Origin of the sequence: Myceligenerans salitolerans, from assembly GCF_017349295.1 — a bacterium.
In the GTDB taxonomy this organism is placed as follows: domain Bacteria; phylum Actinomycetota; class Actinomycetes; order Actinomycetales; family Cellulomonadaceae; genus Myceligenerans; species Myceligenerans salitolerans.
Genome location: NZ_JAFMPK010000048.1, coordinates 115,758 through 135,028 on the forward strand (window position 1 = coordinate 115,758; position 19,271 = coordinate 135,028).

Here is a 19,271-nt window from a genome sequence, read left to right on the forward strand (position 1 = left end):
CCACCGGCACCCTGACCGCCACCCCCAACGGCAACGGCAACGGCTTCGGCATCACCCTCTACTCCAACGGCAACACCACCACCCCGACCGCCACGTGCTCATCGCCCACCGGTGGTGACGGCGGGGCGGGAACCTGTTCGGTGACCGTCACCCCCGCCGACTCCTGGGGCGACCGGTTCAACACCACCTTCGAGGTCACCGGCACCGACGACTGGGTCGTCACCATCAACACCGGATCCGGCCAGAGCCTCCAGAACTCCTGGAACGCCGACATCTCCGGCACCACCGGCACCCTGACCGCCACCCCCAACGGCAACGGCAACGGCTTCGGCATCACCCTCTACTCCAACGGCAACACCACCGCCCCGACGGCCCGCTGCACCGCTGCCTGACCCGCCGGGCCCATGACCGCCGGGGCAGCATCCCCCTCGTTCCCGGATGCTGCCCCGGCACCCCGACCGCCGGGGCAACCGCCCCATCGACCCCCTGCCCCGGCGCACACGGGACCGCCGAGGTGGTCCGTCAGATCCTGACGTACCACCTCGGCGGTTCGTGTCCCGTGAACGGAACCCGCGGGTGCCGGCCGGTCAGCAGGCGCCCAGGTCCTCCCAGGGTCCCCACTCGCCGGCGCCCGGGGTGTCGCCCTGGGTCCACCACTTGGCGCGCCAGGTGTGACCGCCGTACTCGACCTCGTCACCACCCGTGTAGGCCGCGGTGCTCACCCAGGCCGCCGGGCAGTCACCCGTGCCGGGGTCGTCTGTCGGGTCGGGGCCGGGGTCACCGGAGCACGCTCCCAGGTCCGTCCAGACGTCGGCAGTGCCCGGCGTCTCGCCCTGGGTCCACCACCGGGCCTGCCACTCGTGGCCGTCGTGCGAGGCGGTGTCACCGCCCGTGTAGACGGTCGACGCGTCCCACGGCGCCGCCGTGCAGTCGTCCGCCGGCGGGTCGGTCGGGTCGTCCGTGGGCTCATCGGTGGGTTCATCGGTGGGTTCGTCGGTCGGGTCCTCCGTCGGCTGCGGGCCGGGGCCTCCGGACCCGAGCTCCGCCACGAGGGCCTCGTTGAGGTCACCCGTCTCGTCGCCCGACAGTTCCCACCACATGGCGCCGCTGAGACCCTGCGCCTTGATCCACTGCGCCTTCTGCGTGACGGACTGCGGGGTGTCGAGGCTCCACCACTGCGTACCGTCGTACCGCCAGGCCGCGCCCACCTGCTCGTCGAAGTACTCGGTACCGAGGTTCTTCAGGATGTCGTAGTCCTCGTTGCCGGCCTCGTAGGTGCCGGGTGCCGCGCCGGTCGCCGTACCCCAGGCGTCGGACTGGGTCACTCCGGTCCAGCCGCGGCCGTACATCGCCAGGCCGAGCGTGAGCTGGGCGGGGTCGATCCCGTTGCCGGTGTACTCCGCGAGAGACTCGGAGATGCTGAACTGCCTCGCGGGCTCACGCGGGTCGTCCGGGTCCTGGTTCAGGTTGCCCTGGTGCCCGGTCAGGCTGGGGTTCCATGCCCCGTGCAGGTCGTAGCCCTGGAGGTTTCCGAAGTCGAGCGATTCGAAGATCTCCGGGTCGTTCCAGCCACCGGCGGAGATGTCCTCCGGGTTCGCCGGGAGGAACGCCGTCAGCTCGTAGTGCTCGCCCGTCTCGGCGCCGTAGGCGTCGAGCTGGCGGCGGAACTCCGCGAGCAGCGCCTTGAAGTTCGCCGCGTCGTTCTCGGGGTCGACGTGGTTGCCCTCGTTGCCGTTGGGGGAACCGGGCCACTCCCAGTCGATGTCGATCCCGTCGAACACGCCGGCGGCCGCGCCCGGACCACCACGACCGTCGATCACGGGCAGGTTGCCCTTGATGTACTGGTCGATGCAGGAGGACACGAAGTTCGCGCGGGACTCGGGCGTCGCGGCGGCCCGCGAGAAGTTCTTCGACCAGGTCCAGCCGCCGAGCGAGATCATGACCTTGATGTTCGGGTACTCCTCCTTCAGCTGCTTGAGCTGGTTGAAGGAGCCGGCCAGCGGCTGGTCCCAGGTGTCGGCGACGCCGGACACCGAGTCGGCCGCGGTGTATCCCATGCCGTAGTCGGCCCAGGCGTCACCGGCGCCGTCGGACCCGTTCGGCCCCTCGCCCTGCGCCTTGTTCGCCTCGAAGCACTCGAGGGTCTCGTGGTGGATGTTGCCGAACGCGTAGTTGACGTGGGTCAGGTCGTCGGCCATCCCCGCCTCGACGATGTCCTTGACCTGGTAGTCGCGGCCGTACACGCCCCATTGCGTGAAGTAGGCGACGTTGCGGTAGCCGTTGACGGCTGTCGTGCCGGCCGCCGGCTCCTCGGCGTTCGCGGTGGTCGCCAGCGCGGTGAGCGCCCCGGCTCCCGCGACGGCGAGCGCCGCGAGGCTCGCGACGACGCTGCGTCGCTTCCTGCGCCTGGCGCTCGACGACGCCGGGCTGTGCTCCAGCTCCATGAGGGATCTCCTTCGTCCTCGTTCCCGACCTTCGGCCGGATGGTTCTCGGGTGTCGGTCTGCTGCGCGGTCCGTTCGCGCGGTGCTCACGGGTCGACGACGGTGACTCCCCGCGGGTGGTCGTAGGTGGTCGCGTAGTCGGTGCCGTCGATCGTCACGACCACGTTGGAGAACTGCGCCACGGGCAGTGCCCACTTGAGGTTGTTGGTGATCGACCCGCCCGCGGGGATGCCGCCCGCCGGCACCGTGAACGTCGCGGTGTGGAAGTCGGCACCGAGACCGCCGATGTTGGGGCCGGACCGCCCCGGCGTGGTGGTGGTGCCGAGTCCGGACCAGTCGCTCATCGCACCGGTGTCGGTGGTCGCGTACTGGAAGGTCACGGTGGCCCCGGCGGGGATGGCGGTGTCCGAGCGGTTGTGGAAGAGCACCTTCGGCGCGATCGGGTAGTTGTTGTCGCCGAGCGCGAAGTCGGTGTACTCCAGGTCGAGGTCGAGCGCCTCGTCCGGTGTCGGCCCGTTCGCCTTGGTGCTGCCGTAGGCAGGGACGTCCGACAGTTTCGCGTGGAGCAGGTCGGTGAGCGTGGAGCCCATCTCGTACTGCCCCTTGGCCTGGTCGTAGCCGTAGTCGCCGGCGAGCTCCCAGATCATCACGCCGCCGAGCCCCGTGTCGGCCACGTAGTCGGCCTTCTCGGCGATGGCCCACTCCGCGTCGCCGGACAAGAACGTGCTGGTCCGAGCGTTCCACCACCACTCGTTCTTGGTGACGTCGTCGGTGTGGTGCGTGTAGCTGCCCTCGATGGTGCCCGGCACGCCGTACTCGTCCGTGTAGTCCCCGACGACGCCGTCGGCCAGGTTCTTCACGTGCCAGATCGGGTTCACGCCCGCGGGGACCGGGCTGCCGGCGGGGTCGGTGTCGTACCAGAGGTTGTCGATGCCGTCCGCGCCGTGCCCGCAGGCGTTGTTGGTGCCCGGCGGGCAGGTGTGGCCGGACGGGGGTACCGCGGTGCCGCCCATGCCGTTCGTGCCGCCGCTCACGCCCTGGAACCCGCGCGTGTAGTACGGCACCCCGAGGTTGATCCGGCCGGCCTGCATGGCTCCCCGGAAGTAGTGCGCGGCCCAGTCGCCGTTGAGGTAGCCGATGCCGTCGTAGGCGGTGTACACGCCGCCCGCGGCGAGCTCCGGGTCCTTCCCGTCGTCGAACAGTGCGGCGTTGCCGCCCACGTACTTGTTCCAGGCTCCGTGCAGGTCGTACGTCATCAGGTTGACGTAGTCGACGTACTCGGTGATCTGGTGGACCTCCATGCCCCGCAGCAGCCAGCCGGACGACGGCGTGGCCGTGGTCAGCATGTAGTACTCGCCGTCCTCGGCCCCGGCGGCGTCGAGGTGCTCCCGCAGGGTCTTCATGAGCGCGACGTAGCCCTCGACCAGCTCGCCGCGCCGCGCGTTGGAGAACTCGAAGTCGAGCGGGTTGCCCGCGTCGTTGTTCGACGTGGGGTACTCGTAGTCGATGTCGATGCCGTCGAACCCGTACTCGCGGATGAAGTCCACGACCGAGGCGGCGAAGGTGTCGATGCGTGCCTGGGAGTCGGTCATCGTGTAGAAGCCGCCCGACGCGACGCGGTTGCCGTCGCCGTCGAAGTAGCCGCCCGTCTCGGCCCAGCCGCCGACGGCCGGGATGACCTTCACTCCGGGGTGCTGCTCCTTGTACCGGTGCAGCAGGTTGAAGTGGCCGGTGTAGGGCAGGGTGGGGTCCATCTCGGCACCCGCGACGCCCGGCCAGGTCATGTCGGTGGCGGGGTTGCCGGGCACATCGGCGTTGACGGACACCCGGTAGTCCTCGCCGACGTGGGCGAACGCGTAGTTGATGTGGCTCACCGAATCCCACGGGATGTCGCCGGCCAGGTAGGCGGGCTGGCCACCCGCGCCGGTGCGCCAGCTCGTGAAGTAGCCGATCACGCGGCGGTCGAGGCCGCCCGGCAGGATCTCGCGGCCGTCCGTGTCGTAGACGTCGCAGTACGGGGTGTCCACGCCTGCGGTGGGAGCCATGCCGTCGGGACGGCAGACCTCGTCGGGATTCCCGACCGGAGGGTCGGTGGGCTCGTCGGTGGGCTCGTCGGTCGGGTCGTCCGTCGGCTCGTCGGTGGGCGTCGGTGTCGGCTCGGGCGTGCCGCACGCGCCCTGGTCCTCCCAGGGTCCCCATTGCGCGGCACCGGGCGTCTCGTTCTGGGTCCACCACTTGGCGCGCCAGTTGTGGCCGTCGTACGAGGCGACGTCGTCCGCGACGTACACCGCCGAGGACGACCACGGGGCGGCGCACTCCACGGCCGCGGCCCGGGGTGCGGCAGCCGTCGCGGCGACCCCGCCGCCGGCCACGGCGAGCGCGACCGCGAGTGCGACGGCTCGCCAGACGCGATGCCGGGGTGGTGTGTGTTCGGTCTTCATTGCCCCTACCTCTCCTCGTCCCCCTAAAAGTAAGGAGAGGTTCCATTCTCGGAATCCGTGATCTCCACAATGGCGGCGGAGGAATCGGGACTGCCATACGGGAAACCCCGTACCCGAGCTCACCGAGACGCGATCGACCGGCCCGCGCACCAGCCGTGGTCAGGCCGTCCGATAGGCCAGCACCGCCAGCTCCGTCCGGGAACGGACGCCCAGCTTGCGGAACACCCGGCCCAGATGCACCTCGACCGTCCGGACCGAGACGTAGAGCCGCTCCGCGACCTGCCGGTTGGTCCGCCCCTGCGCGACGAGCCGGGCCACGTCGAGCTCTCGCTCCGTCAGCAGCTCTCCCCAGTGCGCGAACCGGTCGCGCACGGCTTCGGCCGCACGCGCACCACGCTCCTGGCGCTCGACGTCGAGACGCGTGACGTTCTCGGCCGTGGCGACCTCGGGCGTGTTCGCCGCCCCGTCGGCGTCGGCGTTCGCCTGCCTCTCACTCCTCCGGCCCGCGCCGTGCGGGGACCGCCGGTCCGGGAGGAACGCCAGCGCACCGGACTCCACGAACAGCGCTCGCGCCGCCAGCAGGTGGGCGGCGGCCTCGGAGTCGTGCCCGTGCCGTTCGAGCGCCCGAGCGATGACCACCTCGGTCAGGCCGCGCTCGAACGTGGAACCCACCGTCTGCGACACCTCGACCGCGCGCTCGGCCGCGCGCCGCAGGACACCGGGCTCGGCGAGTGCGACCTCGGCCCGCGCCAGGTCGAGCTTCATCCGCAGCCCGGCGACGCGTGGCGCCGGGCCCAGGACCGCGGCTCGCAGCTGTGCCAGATGGCGCCGGGCCGCACGTTGCTGACCGGCACGGAGGAAGAGCTCCGCCGGGTCCGGCGTCGGGAGCCACCACGCCCGCAGTTCCGCTCCTCCGCGCTCGGCAGCCAGGCAGAGGAAGGTGGCCGCCTGGACGTGCCGGCCGGCCCGGGTCGCCTCGACCGCCTTGTCACCGAGCTGCGCCGCCCGCACGACCGCGGCCGCCGCTCCGGCGGAGGATGCCTCCAGCGCACGCGTCGCCGTGCTCACCGAACCCGTCCGGACCAGGTCGAGCCGGCGCGCCAGCGCCACGCCCAGTCCGCCGAAGGCGAGCGCGACGGGCAGCCGCCGCGCCGCGTCGGCCAGGACGCCGGCGGCACGGTCGAGCTCTCCGGAACGCGTGGCGACCAGCGCCTGCACCACTCGGAGATGGGCCTCCACCAGCGGGCTGACGCAGCCCGGCGCCTCGAACCAGCACCCTTCCCGGCGCGCCGGCGCGACGTCGGGCAGCACCTCGGCCAGAGCCGCCGCGGCCTTCTCCACGTCGGCGTGCAGGACGGCGAGCGCACCGACCGCGGCGCGCAGCGCGCCGCGGTCGTGCTCCGACCCGAGGACGTCGGCCAGGCCCGGGTCCGGGTCCCCGTCCCGCAGGGCGAGCGCCGCGGTGAGCGTCGGCACGGCGTCGCCGGCCTGGCGCGCGAAGGAGATGGCGTCGTGCACGTGACCGCCCAGCAGCGCCGCGCGGCTCGCCACGGCCCCGGCACGCCGCCGCGTCGCACCCGTCCCCTGGCTCACGGCCTCCCGCGCCACCTCGTGGGCGCGCGCCGTGTCGCCGCGCGCGAGGTGGCGTTCGGCGAGTTCGACGAGACCGTCGGCGAGCAGCGGATCGCCCTCCATCGTGCTGAGCGCGGTGTGCCAGAGAGCGACCTCGGCCCGCCCGGATCCTCGGAGCGTGTTGGCGAGCCCGACGTGCGCGGCCGTCCGCGCGGCGAGGTCGGCGTCGTCGTGCACGATCTGCCGGACCCGCTGGTCGCGGAAGGAGAAACGGCCGCCCACGAGGTGCAGGTAGTCGCCGGCCGGTCCCGAGACCAGGTCCTCGATGTCGGCCCCTGCGGCCGCGAGCAGCACCTCGGCGCGATCGATGACGGCGACGGCGGCGGTCAGCAGGATCCGTCGGGTGTCGTCGTCGAGACGTTCCAGGCCCGGGTGGGCCGCCCGGGCCGCCGGCACCGCCGGCAGGGGGTCCGGAAGCAGGGAAGCACCGGTCAGGTGCTCCGTATGAAGAATGTTCTCGAGTTCGGCTCGAGCCTTGAGGTCGCCTTCGACCATGTCGGACAGGGCGGCCGAGACGTGTGGCGCGACGGTGCGGCACTGCGTCCCGGTCGTGGACTCTTCCGTACGAGCTGATGTGGCGGAAGCCATAGCGCCTCCCGATTTTGTTCACGACGAGAACAAGTATGCACCCCAGATATTTCACCCGGGTGAATCACTTGGTCGGTTGTCCACCCGCGCCGTGTCCCGCGGCCCGATCAGGCGTCCAACAGAATGGTCACCGGCCCGTCGTTCACCAGCTCCACCGCCATGTCCGCGCCGAACAGGCCGGTCGCCACCTCGAGCCCGCGGGAGCGAAGATCCTCGACGACGGCGTCCACCAGCGGTTCCGCGACCGGCCCCGGAGCGGCGGCACTCCACGTGGGACGCCGTCCCTTGCGCGCGTCTCCGTACAGCGTGAACTGACTGACCACGAGGACGGGCGCGCCGACGTCGACGGCGGAGCGTTCGTCGCGCAGGATGCGCAGTTCGGCGATCTTGCGCGCGATCGTCGCGACCTGCTCGGGGCCGTCGTCGTGCGTCGCGCCGACGAGCGCCAGCAGCCCGGGCCGGTCGATCTGTCCGACGACGTCCCCGGCGACGGTCACGCTCGCGCGCGTCACGCGCTGGATCACGGCTCTCATGCGGGCGATCCTAGGAGGTCGCGCAAGAAGGGCCTACGAGAACGCCACCTCGACGCCACCCACCGGGTGCCCGCCACCCAGCACCGGGACGTCGCCCATCGCCTCCAGGGCGGACAGGTCCACGCCCGGCACGTCGGCGGCACCGGCCCGCCGGAGCGCAGCGGCCAGGATCGCGGGCCGGGGACGCGGGCCACCGTCGAGCACCTTGAACGCGACGGCCGAACCGTCCGGCAGCCCCGCGCCGTAGACGCCGTCGGCCCCGTCCTTCGCGACGAGCCCCGGGACCGCCCGCATCGCGAGCGTCGCCTCACGGCCCTCGCCGCCGACCATCCCGGGGTGGGCGTTCATCGCGCGGGCGACCCGCGCCTCGACGTCGTCCGGCGCACCGGCGATCCGCCCGAAAGCCCTGGCAAGGCCCGACAACGTGGTGCTGAACAGCGGCGCGCCGCAGCCGTCGACGGTGACGTGTGCCGGTTCGACGCCGGTGAGGCGGACGAGCCACTCCCGGATCTCCACCTGCACCGGATGGTCGATCTCGAGGTAGCTCTCCCGCGACCAGCCGTTGACGACACAGGTCGCGAGCATCCCGGCATGTTTCCCGGAGCAGTTCTGGGCGATCCGCGCGGGCCCCGGTCCGTCGCCCTCCTCGACGTGGTCCGCCAGCTGCCACGCGAACGCCGACGGCGGGTGCAACGGCATGTCGGGCGTGTTCCGGAGGTCGTCGGGGGTGAGCCCGGCGCGGCTCAGGATCTCCCGCACGCCCGCGCGGTGAACCGGCTCGCCGTTGTGGCTCGCCGCGACCAGCGCGAGCAGGGGGTCGGGCAGGTCGAGACCGTTGTCCAGCATCGCGAGCGCCTGCACCGGCTTGGCCGACGACCGGGGCCAGATGGCCACGTCCGGATCGCCGACGGCCAACCGCACCGTCCCGTCGGGTCCGAGTACCACCAGGTGCCCGAGGTGCACGGACTCCACCAGCCCGCCCCGCAGGACGTGCGCCAGCGGAGCGGCGCCGTCGGCCACGGTGCGACCCGGCTCCGGTGTTCCCGGCGCGGAGGTCGCCACCGACGGGACCGCGGCCGTCCCGGGCATGCCCTCGCCGGCGGTGCCCCGTGGGGTCTCGGCGGCCGGGACCGTGTCCCGTGGCGGCACGTGGGCGTGCGTCACCATCCGCCGTTGTTCCCGCCCGGTCGCTGGGGGCCGCCGCCCGTGCCGTACGCCAGCAGGCGGGGGCGCACGTCGACCCAGTAGACGGCAGCGGGCACGACGGCGACCAGGTTGAGGAAGACGCCGATCATGCCCAGCGCGCCGAGCAGGGCGACCACGCCGGCGAAGCCCAGGATGAGCAGCCACTTCGTCTTGTCGAGCTTGCCCTCTGACCGGTAGCCGCGGTCGGGCCGCCGGGCAGCGTCGACCAGCGCGATCACGAGCGCGATGAGCACACCCCAGCCGATGATCAGCGTCACGAGTCCTTGGAGGGAGAGGATCACGTCCCCGAGCCTACGGCAGAGCGCCCGCCGGACGGCAGAGCGCCCGCCGGACGGCAGAGCGCCGTCCCGGCGGCGCGGGTCGACGGTGCCGGTCAGTACATCAGCGCCTGCGCACCTGGCCGGAGGATCTCCTCGACGAAGACCGGGGCTCCGGCGACGCGAACACCTGGGAGGACGTCGTCCGGCCCGATCTCGCGCCGCGCCGCGCACTGGGTGCAGAGAGTGACCGTGCCGGCCGCGAGCACGGCGTCCAGGAGGTCCGGCAGAGGGGCGGCATGCTCGAGTTCGAGCTCGGCCGCGCGCCCGGGCACCGCGAACCACGACGCCTCGCCCGCGAGCCACAGACTCACCTCCGCCCCGGCGGCCACCGCGGCCGCGGCGACCGTGAAGGCCTGGTTGGCGGTCTCGGGCCGGTCGAGGCCCGAGGTGGTCTTGATCACGAGGGGCCGGTGCGTGTCGGTCATGGCCGTTAGGATCGCACCATGCACGACTACCAGGCGCTCGAAGGCGTGTTCATCGGTCTCCTCCTGGCCGCGGTCCTGACCATCACCTGGTTCGCCGGGTACGCGGTCTACAAGCTCTTCTCCGGCCAGCGCTGATGCCCTTCGCGTTCCCCGAGGGCCTCGCGCCCGAGGTGTACCCGCTGGCCTGGCTGGTGGGCACGTGGAGCGGCAGCGGCGTCATCGACCACCCAGCGGTCGGCAAGAAGCCGTTCACGCAGGAGCTCGTGTTCGACCACGACGGCGGCCCGTACCTCCGCTTCGAGTCGACGCTGCGCGTCGCCGACGACCCGGTCGCCCCCGAGGACCAGGCCGGAGCGGCGGCCACCGGTGGTGAGGCGCCCGGCGACGGCGCGCCGGGCGGGTCCCACGGCACGAGCGCGCACCCCGACGCCGCCACGCCGCCGGCCGGCACCGTGTGGTCGACGGAGACCGGGTACTGGCGGATCTCCACGGACCGCCCGGAAGGACTCGAGGAGGACCGGCACCCGCTCGAGGTGATCGTCGCGGACGCGGCCGGCCGGATGACCCTGTACGTCGGCGCGGCGGGCAACGGCCGCATCGACCTCGCGAGCGACGCGATCGCCCGCACCTCGACGTCGTCCGAGGTCCGGGCCTCGAAGCGCCTGTACGGCCTCGTCGAGGGCCGGCTGCTGTGGGTCGAGGAGCTGGCAGCCTTCGGTGAGCCCCTGCGCTCCTACGCCTCCGGCGAGCTGGACCGACGATGAGCCCCGCCGGCGGACGACCCGCGCGGGAATGAGAACCGACGACCGGACGCTGTGGATGAGGTGAGTGACATGACGTACGCAAGCCCTTTGCTCGCCCGACCGGGAGCCGTCTCGGCGACCGGGCCCGACGACGGCGTGGCGTGGCACTACGGCGACCCGGTGGCCGAGCAGCGCGCGCTGGAGCACGGCGGCGCCGTCGTCGACCAGTCCCACCTGGGTGTCGTACGTGTGGCCGGGCCCGACAGGCTGAACTGGCTGCACTCGATCACCTCCCAGGACCTGGAGCGCCTCCGGCCACGCGAGTCCACCGAGTTGTTCGTCCTCTCACCGCAGGGGCATGTCGAGCACGCGGCCGGAGTCGTCGACGACGGCGAGGCCACCTGGCTGATCACCGAGCGCGCCTCCGCTCCCGGCCTCGCCGCGTGGCTGGAACGCATGAAGTTCATGATGCGCGTCGAGATCGAGGACCTCACGGGCCGTTACGCGGCGATCGGCGAGGCCGTCGACGCCGAGGGCACCGAGGACGAGCCGATCACGTGGCACGACACGTGGCCGCACGTGGTCGGCGGCGGCACCCGATACGGACCGCCCGAGGACGAGCATCCCGGAGCGGGACGGCAGTGGCGGCTCGTCCTGGTGCCCGCCGAGTCGCTGGAGGACGAGGTCGCGGCTCGCGAGGCGGCGGGCTGGCGGCTCGCCGGGACCTGGGCGACGGAGGCCCTGCGCATCGAGGCGTGGCGCCCCCGCCTCGGACGCGAGGTCGACGAGCGGGCCATCCCCCACGAGCTCGACTGGTTGCGCACCGCCGTGCACCTGGCCAAGGGCTGCTACCGGGGTCAGGAGACGATCGCGCGCGTGCACAACCTCGGCCGCCCGCCCCGCCGCCTCGTGTTCCTTCACCTCGATGGGTCGGGACATGTGATCCCCGAGCCGGGGGCCGAGGTCCGCCTGCGGCCCGAGGGCGCGCCGGGGGCGTCGTCGGGCAAGGCCGTCGGGAGACTGACCTCCGTGGCCCGCCATCACGAGCTGGGCCCGGTCGGACTGGCCGTGCTGAAGCGCAACGTTCCGGAGGACGCGGGCCTGCTCGTCGTGTCGGAGGCAGGCGACGACGCCGTCGAGGTGGCAGCGGCCCAGGAGACCGTGGTGCCGGGAGAGGGGTTCTCCGCGGACCGGCCGGGGACACGCGGTCAGCTCACTCCCGGCCTGCGCGGAGGCGACGGCCTCCTGTGAGCCGACGCACGGGCCTCGGGGGGCACGCGTACGCGAGAGGGGACGCACCACGCGTCGGGGCCGGCCCCATGGGTCCTCGGGTACCGGCTTGAGCGCACTTCCCGGCCCCGCGGACGCGATGTTCCGGCGCGCGCTGCGCGTCCTGGTCCTGCGCACGCGCGCGCGGCAGGGATGGACGCGAGCACGCGCGGGACTCATCCCGGTCGGCCAGGCGGCCCTCGCGGCCGGGCTCGCCTACCTGATCGCGACCCGCGTGCTCGGGCACACCGACCCGTTCTTCGCGCCCGTCGCGGCGTGGCTCTGCCTGGGGTTCTCCGCCCAGCGCGACGTGCGCCGGGTCGCGGAACTCGCGGTGGGGGTCGCGGTCGGCGTCGGCATGGGCGACCTGATCGTGCACCTCATCGGGTCCGGCTGGTGGCAGCTGACCGTCGTGCTGTTCGTCTCCGCGGTGCTCGCCCGTTTCATCGACTCCGGGCCGCTGCTGGTGATGCAGGCGGGAGCGCAGGCGATCATCGTCGTGGGCCTCCCGGCGGCATCGGGCGGACCGCTCGGACGCTGGACGGACGCGCTGGTCGGCGGTGCGATCGCCCTGCTGTTCGCGGTGCTGGTGCCGGGTGACACGCGGCGCCGGCCACGGGCCCTCGGCGAACGCGGTCTGACCGAGCTGGCCGAGACTCTCGAGGTCCTCGCGCGAGGCATGCGCGAGCGCGACGCGTCCGAGGCGCGGGCCGCCCTGGTGCGCGGGCGGGCGTCCGAGCCGGTGCTCGAGGAGTGGCAGACCGCCGCACGCAGCGCCCGCGACCTGGCACGGGTCAGCGTGGGGCGACGCCACCGGGAGGAACTGGGGCGGCTCGAGGAGCAGGCCGTGCTCACCGACCGGGCGATGCGCTCCGTACGGGTGCTGGCGCGGCGCTCGGCCGCCGTGGTGGCCGCCGAGGAACCGCACGACGTCGGCCCGGTCGCCGACCGCGTCGAGCGGTTCGCGGCAGGCGTGCGGCTCCTCGCGTCCGACGTCGGCCGGGGCGGCGGCGGACTGCGCGCACGGGAAGTGCTGGAACAGACCGCCGGCCTGGCGGACCCGCACGCCGTCGGCTCCGGTGACTGGCAGGTCCAGTCACTGGTCATGCTGCTGCGGTCGCCCCTCGTGGACATGCTGGAGGCGACCGGGACCGGGCCGGAGAACGCGCGCGGCGCACTGCCCGAGCTGTAGCCGGGCGCCCGCCCTACAGGATGACCAGGCGGCCGACCACGAAGACGAACATACCGGTCACCGTGACGGGGACCGTCGCCGCCGAGAGCCCGGCGAGCTTCCCGTTCAGGGCGGGCAGCCGCTCCAGGAGCAGGTGCAGGCCGCCCACGACGATCCCGGCCACGGCACCCGTCCACGCCCCGCTGACGGTGTCCATGGCCGGCAGCACCGTCGCCACGCCCCCGCCCGTGACGACCGCCGCGACGACCGCGACCGTGAGCGCTCGCCACCCCTTCAGCGGCAGTGCGGCCGACGCCGCGGCGACGGCCAGCGCGAAGGCCGCAGTCGCCACGAGCATCGCTCCGGCGTCGGTCCGCGCGGCCGCCACCCAGCCCGCCGCGCAGACGGCGACGACGATGCCGGCCACGGTGCCCGTCACGGACTCGGTCAATCGCCGGCGGCCGTCGCGGCGCATCATCTCCGCGAGGAACGCCAGGACGAACGAGATCGCGATGATCATCGGCAGGTGCCGCAGCACGGGCTCGCTCGGGGTGTACCAGGTCGCGGCGGCCGCACCGAGACCGCTGAGCAGCACCACGAGCCGGGAACCGCCGGGTGCCGGCAGGCGCAGCATCCTCGGCCAGCCGAGGGCGACGAGGACCACCAGGAGTGCGGCCGCACCCGCGAGGGGCAGCGGGCGGGGTTCGACGTAGGCGCCGGCAGCGACGGCCGCGGCGAGCACGGCGGTCGTCACGGCACGGGATGACACAGACACGTCCCAGAGTGTTCCAGATTGCCGACTCGTGGCGCATGCACACCCGGGCGCGCTGCCGACGCAGCGGGTTCCGCATGGCGCGCGCGGTTGCCGGAAAGCGCTGCACGAGGCTCGATTCACATCCAGGTCACATGCGCTGACCTCGCCCATCGCCTCCAGGAAAACGCCGTGTAACATGCACGCAACAAGCAACAAGGCAGACTTCCGCAGAGCCTGACCGGCGAGAGGAGGTGCGTCGATGGCAGAGTTGTTGATCCTCACACCCGCCAACGGCGGATCGGCTGACGTGCTCCCCGCCCTGGGGCTTCTGTCGCACCGAGTCCGAGTCCTGCCCATGGAACCGTCCGCTCTCGTGGACGCTCCGGACGCCGACGTCGTCCTGCTCGACGCGCGCCGAGACCTCGTCGCCGCTCGCACCACCTGTCGCCTGCTGCACGCCACGGGCCTCACGGTGCCGCTCGTCCTGGTGCTCACGGAGGGTGGCCTCACCGTCGTCACGCACGAGTGGGGGGCCGACGACCTCCTGCTGGAATCGGCCTCGCCCGCCGAGGTCGAGGCCCGGCTGCGGCTCGTCGTCGAACGGTCGGCGCGTGGCCCCGCCGAGGAGTCCCAGCAGGAGATCGCCGCGGGCGACCTCGCGATCGACGCGGGCGGCTACACCGCTCGACTGCGCGGACGCCCGATCGACCTGACCTACAAGGAGTTCGAGCTGCTCAAGTACCTGGTGCAGCACCCGGGCCGCGTCTTCACGCGTGCCCAGCTGCTGCAGGAGGTCTGGGGCTACGACTACTACGGCGGCACGCGCACCGTCGACGTCCACGTCCGGCGCCTGCGGGCCAAACTCGGCCCCGAGCACGAACAGCTCATCGGGACCGTCCGCAACGTGGGCTACCGCTTCGACCCGCCCAAGGAGCGCGCCGCGGAACCGGAGGAGCCCGCCGGGGCACCGGGGGCGGCCGACACCGACAAGCCGGCCGGTGACGCGGCCGGGTCGGCCGGCACGTCCCACGGCGGCGACTCCGTGGCCGCGGACACGAAGCGGGCGGCCGGTGCACGGCGCTCGTCACGTACCGCACCGCGGTCCCCTCGTTGAACGACGAGGGCGTGCGGGCCGGGGTCGCCGGTTCGTCGTCCGTGCGTTCTGCCAGGAGACCTGGCACTCGACATCGAGGCGGCCCGCCCGAAGTTCACCCCGCACACCAGCCGCCGACCACGTAGGTTCGAACCGTGACCGTGGCGACCCGGACCTCGAACGCACCCCCGAGCGACATCGCCGTCGCGCTCCCCGACGGGCCGTGGCGGCACGAGATGGTGGCGTCGGGCGGGTCACGTTTCCACGTGGCGGTCGCCGGGCCCGCCGACCGCCTGGCACCGCTCGTCCTCCTCCTGCACGGCTTTCCCCAGTTCTGGTGGGCATGGCGGCATCAGATCCCTGCCCTGGCAGAGGCCGGCTACCGGGTGGCCGCCATGGACGTGCGCGGTTCCGGCGCCTCCGACAAGCCTCCGGGCGGCTACGACGTCCTCGCGCGGGCGAGTGACGTGGCCGGCGTGGTGCGGTCACTCGGCAGGGAGCGGGCCGTCGTCGTCGGACAGGGGACGGGCGGCGTGCTGGCCTGGGCCGTCGCCGCGCTGCACCCGAGGGTCGTCGCCGGGGTGGCCGCACTGGGAGCACCGCATCCGGCTCGCGTGGTCGTTCCCGGACGAGCCGCGCTGACCCCCACCGCTCTGCGACACCTCGCCTTCTACCAGCTGCCCACCTTCCCGGAGCGAGCGCTGACCGGCGGAGAACTGGTCGCGCGCGTCCTCGCGCACGGTGCGGCGGTGCCGTTCGCGCCCGGCGACGTCGCCCGGTATCGCGACGTCATGCGGATCCCGTTCGCCGCGCACTCGGCGATGGAAGCGCTGCGCTGGGCGGTGCGCTCGGCGTCGCGCGCCTCAGGACGCCGGCTCCGTACGGCGGTGCGCCGTCCGCTGACCGTTCCCGCGCTCCAGATCCACGGCGCCTCGGACGGGCTGGTGCGGCCGGAGATCGCGGACCTCGACGCGGCGCGCCTGGTGCGGGACCTCAGGTACGACGTCATCCCGGGCACGGGCCACTTCCTCTCGGAGGAGGCGCCGCAGGAGGTGACGGAGATCCTGCTGAGCTGGCTCCTGCCCGTGGCCGACCGCCACACACTCTGGGGCGCATGACGTCGCGCGTCCGGGGGCGCGGAGTCGGGCGCGGCGGGCGCGACGGACTCAGTTGGGGCCGGAGGTGCGGACCAGTGCCGCGGCGGTCACCGGGTCCTGTTCCCCGATGCCCGACGACGGGCACCAGCGCGCCACCGGGCACGCCGCGCACGCGGGTCGCTTCGCATGACACACCCTGCGGCCGTGCCAGACCAGGTGCTGGCTGACCATGGTCCAGTCCTTTCGGGGGAAGAGCTTCCCGACCTCGTGCTCGACCTTCACCGGGTCCTGCTCGGTGGTCAAGCCGAAGCGCCGCGCGAGCCGCCCGAAATGCGTGTCGACCGTGATTCCCGGAACGCCGAACGCATGGCCCAGCACGACGTTCGCGGTCTTACGGCCCACTCCCGGGAGGGTCACGAGGTCCTGCAGGCGACCCGGCACCTCACCGTCGAACCGCTCCACGAGGGCCTTGCCGAGCCCGATGACGGCTCGGGTCTTGGCGCGGAAGAAACCGAGCGGCCGGAGGATCTCCTCCAGCTCCTCCGGGTCGGCCGCCGCGTAGGCGGCCGCGTCCGGGTAGCTCGCGAACAGCGCGGGCGTCGTGGCGTTCACGCGCACGTCGGTGGTCTGGGCGCTCAGCACGGTGGCGACCAGCAGCTCCAGCGGCGTGGTGAAGTCCAGCTCCGCCCGCGCGTCCGGGTAGGTCTCGGCGAGCACCCGGTCGATCCGCCGGGCACGCCGCACGAGCGCGAGCCGGCTCTCGCCGGTCGGGGTGGTCTCCGGGCCGCTGTCCGTCTCCGACGTGGTCACGCCTGCCAGGGTATCGAGCGAGACCGACACGGCCGCCCGAGGAGGTTCCATCCGCACCGGTGAATTTCGCGGGAAGTTTCGCGAGGTACCGGGAACCTTCGCGTCGTGCTCACCGCATAGGCTGGTTCTCGCTACGACGTCGTATCGGGAATGGATCGGGAGAGCACAGAATGCCGTACACCCATCGTCTCCGCGTCTACAAGAGCGCGGAGAGCCTCGAACGCAAGGACCAGCTGGCATGGAAGCTCGCCGAGCTCGCGACCGACCCTGTCGCGCCGGCGTCCGAGGTCACCGACATGGTCGTGAACCGCGTGATCGACAACGCGTCGGTCGCGGCGGCCAGCCTGGTCCGCGGACCTGGTGTCGCGTCCCGCGCGCAGGCCGTGGCACACCCGTACACCCCGGGATCGACCGTGTTCGGCCTGCCCGCCGACCGGACCTGCAGCCCGGAGTGGGCAGCCTGGGCGAACGGGGTGGCCGTGCGGGAGCTCGACTTCCACGACACGTTCCTGGCGGCCGAGTACTCCCATCCCGGTGACAACATCCCGCCGGTCCTCGCCGTCGCCCAGCATGCGGGCGTGGACGGCGCCGCACTGCTCCGCGGCATCATCACCGGCTACGAGATCCAGGTGGACCTGGTCAAGGCGATCAGCCTGCACAAGCACAAGATCGACCACGTCGCGCACCTGGGCCCGAGCGCTGCCGCCGGTATCGGCACGATGCTCGGCCTGGACACCGAGACGGTGTTCCAGGCGATCGGGCAGGCGCTGCACACCACGACGGCCACCAGGCAGTCCCGCAAGGGCCAGATCTCCACATGGAAGGCACACGCGCCCGCGTTCGCCGGCAAGCTCGCGGTCGAGGCGGTCGACCGCGCCATGCGCGGCCAGACCTCTCCCGAGCCGATCTACGAGGGCGAGGACGGCGTGGTCGCGTGGCTGCTGGACGGACCGGACGCCGCGTACGACGTCGTGCTGCCGGGTGCGGGTGAACCCCGGACCGGCATCCTCGACACGTACACCAAGGAACACTCGGCCGAGTACCAGGCGCAGGCCGTCATCGACCTGGCCCGCGCGCTCGGCGGCGAGCGGCCCGACCTGCGCGACCCGGCGAACGTCGAGAGCATCGTCCTGCACACGAGCCACCACACCCATTACGTGATCGGCTCGGGCGCGAACGACCCGCAGAAGTACGACCCCACGGCGTCCCGTGAGACGCTCGACCACTCCGTGCCGTACATCTTCGCGGTCGCCCTGCAGGACGGCGGGTGGCACCACGTCGACTCGTACGCGCCGCAGCGGGCGCAGCGCCCCGACACGGTCGAGTTGTGGCGCAAGGTCACCACCACGGAGGACCCCGAGTGGACGCGCCGCTACCACTCCACCGACCCGGCCGAGAAGGCGTTCGGTGGACGCGTGGAGATCACGACGGCGTCGGGAGAAACGGTGACCCGCGAGATCGCCGTGGCCGACGCGCACCCGCTCGGCGCGCGGCCGTTCGCCCGGGAGAACTACGTGGCGAAGTTCCGCACCTTGACCGAGGGGGTCCTGGAGGAGGCGGAGATCGCGCGGTTCCTCGACCTCGCCGAGCGTCTGCCGGAGCTCACCCCGGCCGAGGTCCGCGAGCTGACGATCGTCGCGCGCCCCGGCCTGCTGGACGAGGTTCCCGCACCGCGCGGGCTGTTCGACATGGTTCCCCGAGACGGCACGCCCGCCGCGGCGGGCGCCGCCGGAGGCCGGGCGACCGCGACGAACGCCGGAGGCCGGTGATGCTCTTCAGCCGCGAGACGCCGGCGGCCAAGCGCCGCGCCTTCCGCGAGGCGCTGGCCTCGGGCGACGTCCTGCGCCTCCCCGGCGCCTTCAACCCGCTGTCCGCACGCCTGATCGAGGACAAGGGGTTCGACGGCGTGTACGTCTCGGGCGCCGTCCTGTCGGCGGACCTCGGGCTGCCCGACATCGGGCTCACGACGCTGTCCGAGGTGTCCGGGCGCGCCGGGCAGATCGCCCGTGTCACGGACCTGCCCACACTGGTCGACGCGGACACCGGGTTCGGGGAGCCGATGAACGTCGCCCGCACCGTGCAGACGATGGAGGACGCGGGCGTCGCCGGAATGCACCTCGAGGACCAGGTGAACCCGAAGCGCTGCGGGCACCTGGACGGCAAGGAGGTCGTCGGGCTCGGCGAGGCGGTGCGTCGCGTGCGCGCCGCGGTGGACGGCCGTCGTGACCCGGACTTCCTCGTCATGGCACGTACCGACGTGCGGGGTACCGAGCCCGGCGACCGCGGGCTCCGGCTCGCTGTCGACCGGGCCAAGGCACTGGCCGACGCCGGGGCGGACGCGATCTTCCCGGAGGCCATGCGTGATCTGTCGGAGTTCGAAGCCGTGGCCTCGGCCCTCGACGTGCCGGTGCTGGCGAACATGACCGAGTTCGGCAAGTCAGAACTGTTCACGGTGAAGCAGCTCGGCGACGCCGGCGCCCGGATCGTGATCTATCCGGTGACCCTCCTGCGGATGGCGATGGGCGCGGCCGAGCGCACGCTGGACACGCTGAACGCGGAGGGCACGCAGGACGCCGTCGTCGGCGACATGCAGACCCGGGCGCGGCTCTACGAACTCGTCGACTACGCGGGCTACAACCACTTCGACTCGACCGTCTTCACCTACGAGCCGGGGCAGAACAACCAGCACTGACCAGACGCCGGGCGGGCTTGCCGGGACCACGACCAGGCCCCGGCAGGCCCGGCC

At 72.7% G+C, this 19,271-nt stretch carries 16 protein-coding genes and 1 pseudogene; 8 read left to right on the forward strand and 9 right to left on the reverse strand.

All coding sequences use genetic code 11. The features are described 5' to 3' along the window. Positions 1-392, forward strand: a pseudogene (locus J0911_RS20630) (glycoside hydrolase family 11 protein); the annotation flags it as partial. Between the two features lie 195 nt (positions 393-587). Here J0911_RS20630 and J0911_RS18500 read toward each other — a convergent pair. From J0911_RS18500 to J0911_RS18530, 7 genes are all read right to left on the reverse strand, one after another. Beyond that, positions 588-2,444, reverse strand: a complete 1,857-nt coding sequence (locus tag J0911_RS18500; protein ID WP_278186868.1) for a glycosyl hydrolase family 18 protein — start codon at positions 2,442-2,444, stop codon at positions 588-590. An 85-nt stretch (positions 2,445-2,529) separates the two neighbouring features. After that, positions 2,530-4,884: a glycosyl hydrolase family 18 protein gene (locus tag J0911_RS18505; protein ID WP_207276971.1), complete on the reverse strand. Its 2,355-nt coding sequence runs from the start codon at positions 4,882-4,884 to the stop codon at positions 2,530-2,532. 159 nt (positions 4,885-5,043) lie between these two features. After that, the gene (locus J0911_RS18510; RefSeq protein ID WP_207276972.1) at positions 5,044-7,104 is read right to left on the reverse strand and encodes a helix-turn-helix domain-containing protein; all 2,061 of its coding nucleotides are present in this window, start codon (positions 7,102-7,104) and stop codon (positions 5,044-5,046) included. 107 nt (positions 7,105-7,211) lie between these two features. Continuing rightward, a complete protein-coding gene (dtd, locus tag J0911_RS18515) occupies positions 7,212-7,637 on the reverse strand; it encodes a D-aminoacyl-tRNA deacylase (protein WP_207276973.1) in 426 nt (141 codons plus the stop codon). A gap of 33 nt (positions 7,638-7,670) precedes the next feature. Next, positions 7,671-8,804: an asparaginase gene (locus J0911_RS18520; RefSeq protein WP_242636997.1), complete on the reverse strand. Its 1,134-nt coding sequence runs from the start codon at positions 8,802-8,804 to the stop codon at positions 7,671-7,673. After that, positions 8,798-9,124 carry a DUF2516 family protein gene (locus J0911_RS18525; protein ID WP_207276974.1) on the reverse strand — a complete coding sequence of 109 codons (327 nt, stop codon included), beginning with the start codon at positions 9,122-9,124 and terminating at the stop codon, positions 8,798-8,800. The genes J0911_RS18520 and J0911_RS18525 overlap by 7 nt, the downstream gene beginning before the upstream one ends. Before the next feature lie 92 nt (positions 9,125-9,216). After that, complete coding sequence (locus tag J0911_RS18530; protein ID WP_207276975.1) at positions 9,217-9,588, reverse strand: DsrE family protein; 372 nt, start codon at positions 9,586-9,588, stop codon at positions 9,217-9,219. Positions 9,589-9,722: 134 nt separating this feature from the next. On the opposite strand from J0911_RS18530, the gene J0911_RS18535 reads away from it, so the two are divergent. The 3 genes from J0911_RS18535 to J0911_RS18545 all read left to right on the forward strand — a co-directional run bounded on the left by J0911_RS18535 (position 9,723) and on the right by J0911_RS18545 (position 12,792). Continuing rightward, the gene (locus J0911_RS18535; protein WP_207276976.1) at positions 9,723-10,352 is read left to right on the forward strand and encodes a heme-binding beta-barrel domain-containing protein; all 630 of its coding nucleotides are present in this window, start codon (positions 9,723-9,725) and stop codon (positions 10,350-10,352) included. 69 nt (positions 10,353-10,421) lie between these two features. Continuing rightward, positions 10,422-11,582, forward strand: a complete 1,161-nt coding sequence (gene ygfZ, locus J0911_RS18540; RefSeq protein ID WP_207276977.1) for a CAF17-like 4Fe-4S cluster assembly/insertion protein YgfZ — start codon at positions 10,422-10,424, stop codon at positions 11,580-11,582. A gap of 88 nt (positions 11,583-11,670) precedes the next feature. Further along, positions 11,671-12,792 carry an FUSC family protein gene (locus tag J0911_RS18545; RefSeq protein WP_242636998.1) on the forward strand — a complete coding sequence of 374 codons (1,122 nt, stop codon included), beginning with the start codon at positions 11,671-11,673 and terminating at the stop codon, positions 12,790-12,792. A gap of 13 nt (positions 12,793-12,805) precedes the next feature. Here J0911_RS18545 and J0911_RS18550 read toward each other — a convergent pair whose 3' ends face one another. After that, a complete protein-coding gene (locus J0911_RS18550) occupies positions 12,806-13,546 on the reverse strand; it encodes a hypothetical protein (RefSeq protein WP_207276978.1) in 741 nt (246 codons plus the stop codon). A 238-nt stretch (positions 13,547-13,784) separates the two neighbouring features. Between J0911_RS18550 and J0911_RS18555 the strand changes: the two genes are divergently transcribed. After that, the gene (locus tag J0911_RS18555) at positions 13,785-14,639 is read left to right on the forward strand and encodes a winged helix-turn-helix transcriptional regulator (RefSeq protein WP_242636999.1); all 855 of its coding nucleotides are present in this window, start codon (positions 13,785-13,787) and stop codon (positions 14,637-14,639) included. A 134-nt stretch (positions 14,640-14,773) separates the two neighbouring features. Next, positions 14,774-15,736 carry an alpha/beta fold hydrolase gene (locus J0911_RS18560; protein WP_307865172.1) on the forward strand — a complete coding sequence of 321 codons (963 nt, stop codon included), beginning with the start codon at positions 14,774-14,776 and terminating at the stop codon, positions 15,734-15,736. A 48-nt stretch (positions 15,737-15,784) separates the two neighbouring features. On the opposite strand, the gene nth is transcribed toward J0911_RS18560, so the two are convergent. Then, on the reverse strand, positions 15,785-16,525 hold the full coding sequence (nth, locus tag J0911_RS18565; RefSeq protein ID WP_307865173.1) for an endonuclease III: 741 nt from the start codon (positions 16,523-16,525) through the stop codon (positions 15,785-15,787). A 170-nt stretch (positions 16,526-16,695) separates the two neighbouring features. On the opposite strand from nth, the gene J0911_RS18570 reads away from it, so the two are divergent. Together J0911_RS18570 and prpB are read left to right on the forward strand one after the other, a co-directional pair. Next, on the forward strand, positions 16,696-18,294 hold the full coding sequence (locus J0911_RS18570) for an MmgE/PrpD family protein (protein ID WP_207276980.1): 1,599 nt from the start codon (positions 16,696-16,698) through the stop codon (positions 18,292-18,294). After that, positions 18,294-19,217 carry a methylisocitrate lyase gene (gene prpB / locus J0911_RS18575; RefSeq protein WP_207276981.1) on the forward strand — a complete coding sequence of 308 codons (924 nt, stop codon included), beginning with the start codon at positions 18,294-18,296 and terminating at the stop codon, positions 19,215-19,217. The genes J0911_RS18570 and prpB overlap by 1 nt, the downstream gene beginning before the upstream one ends. Positions 19,218-19,271 lie beyond the last annotated feature (54 nt).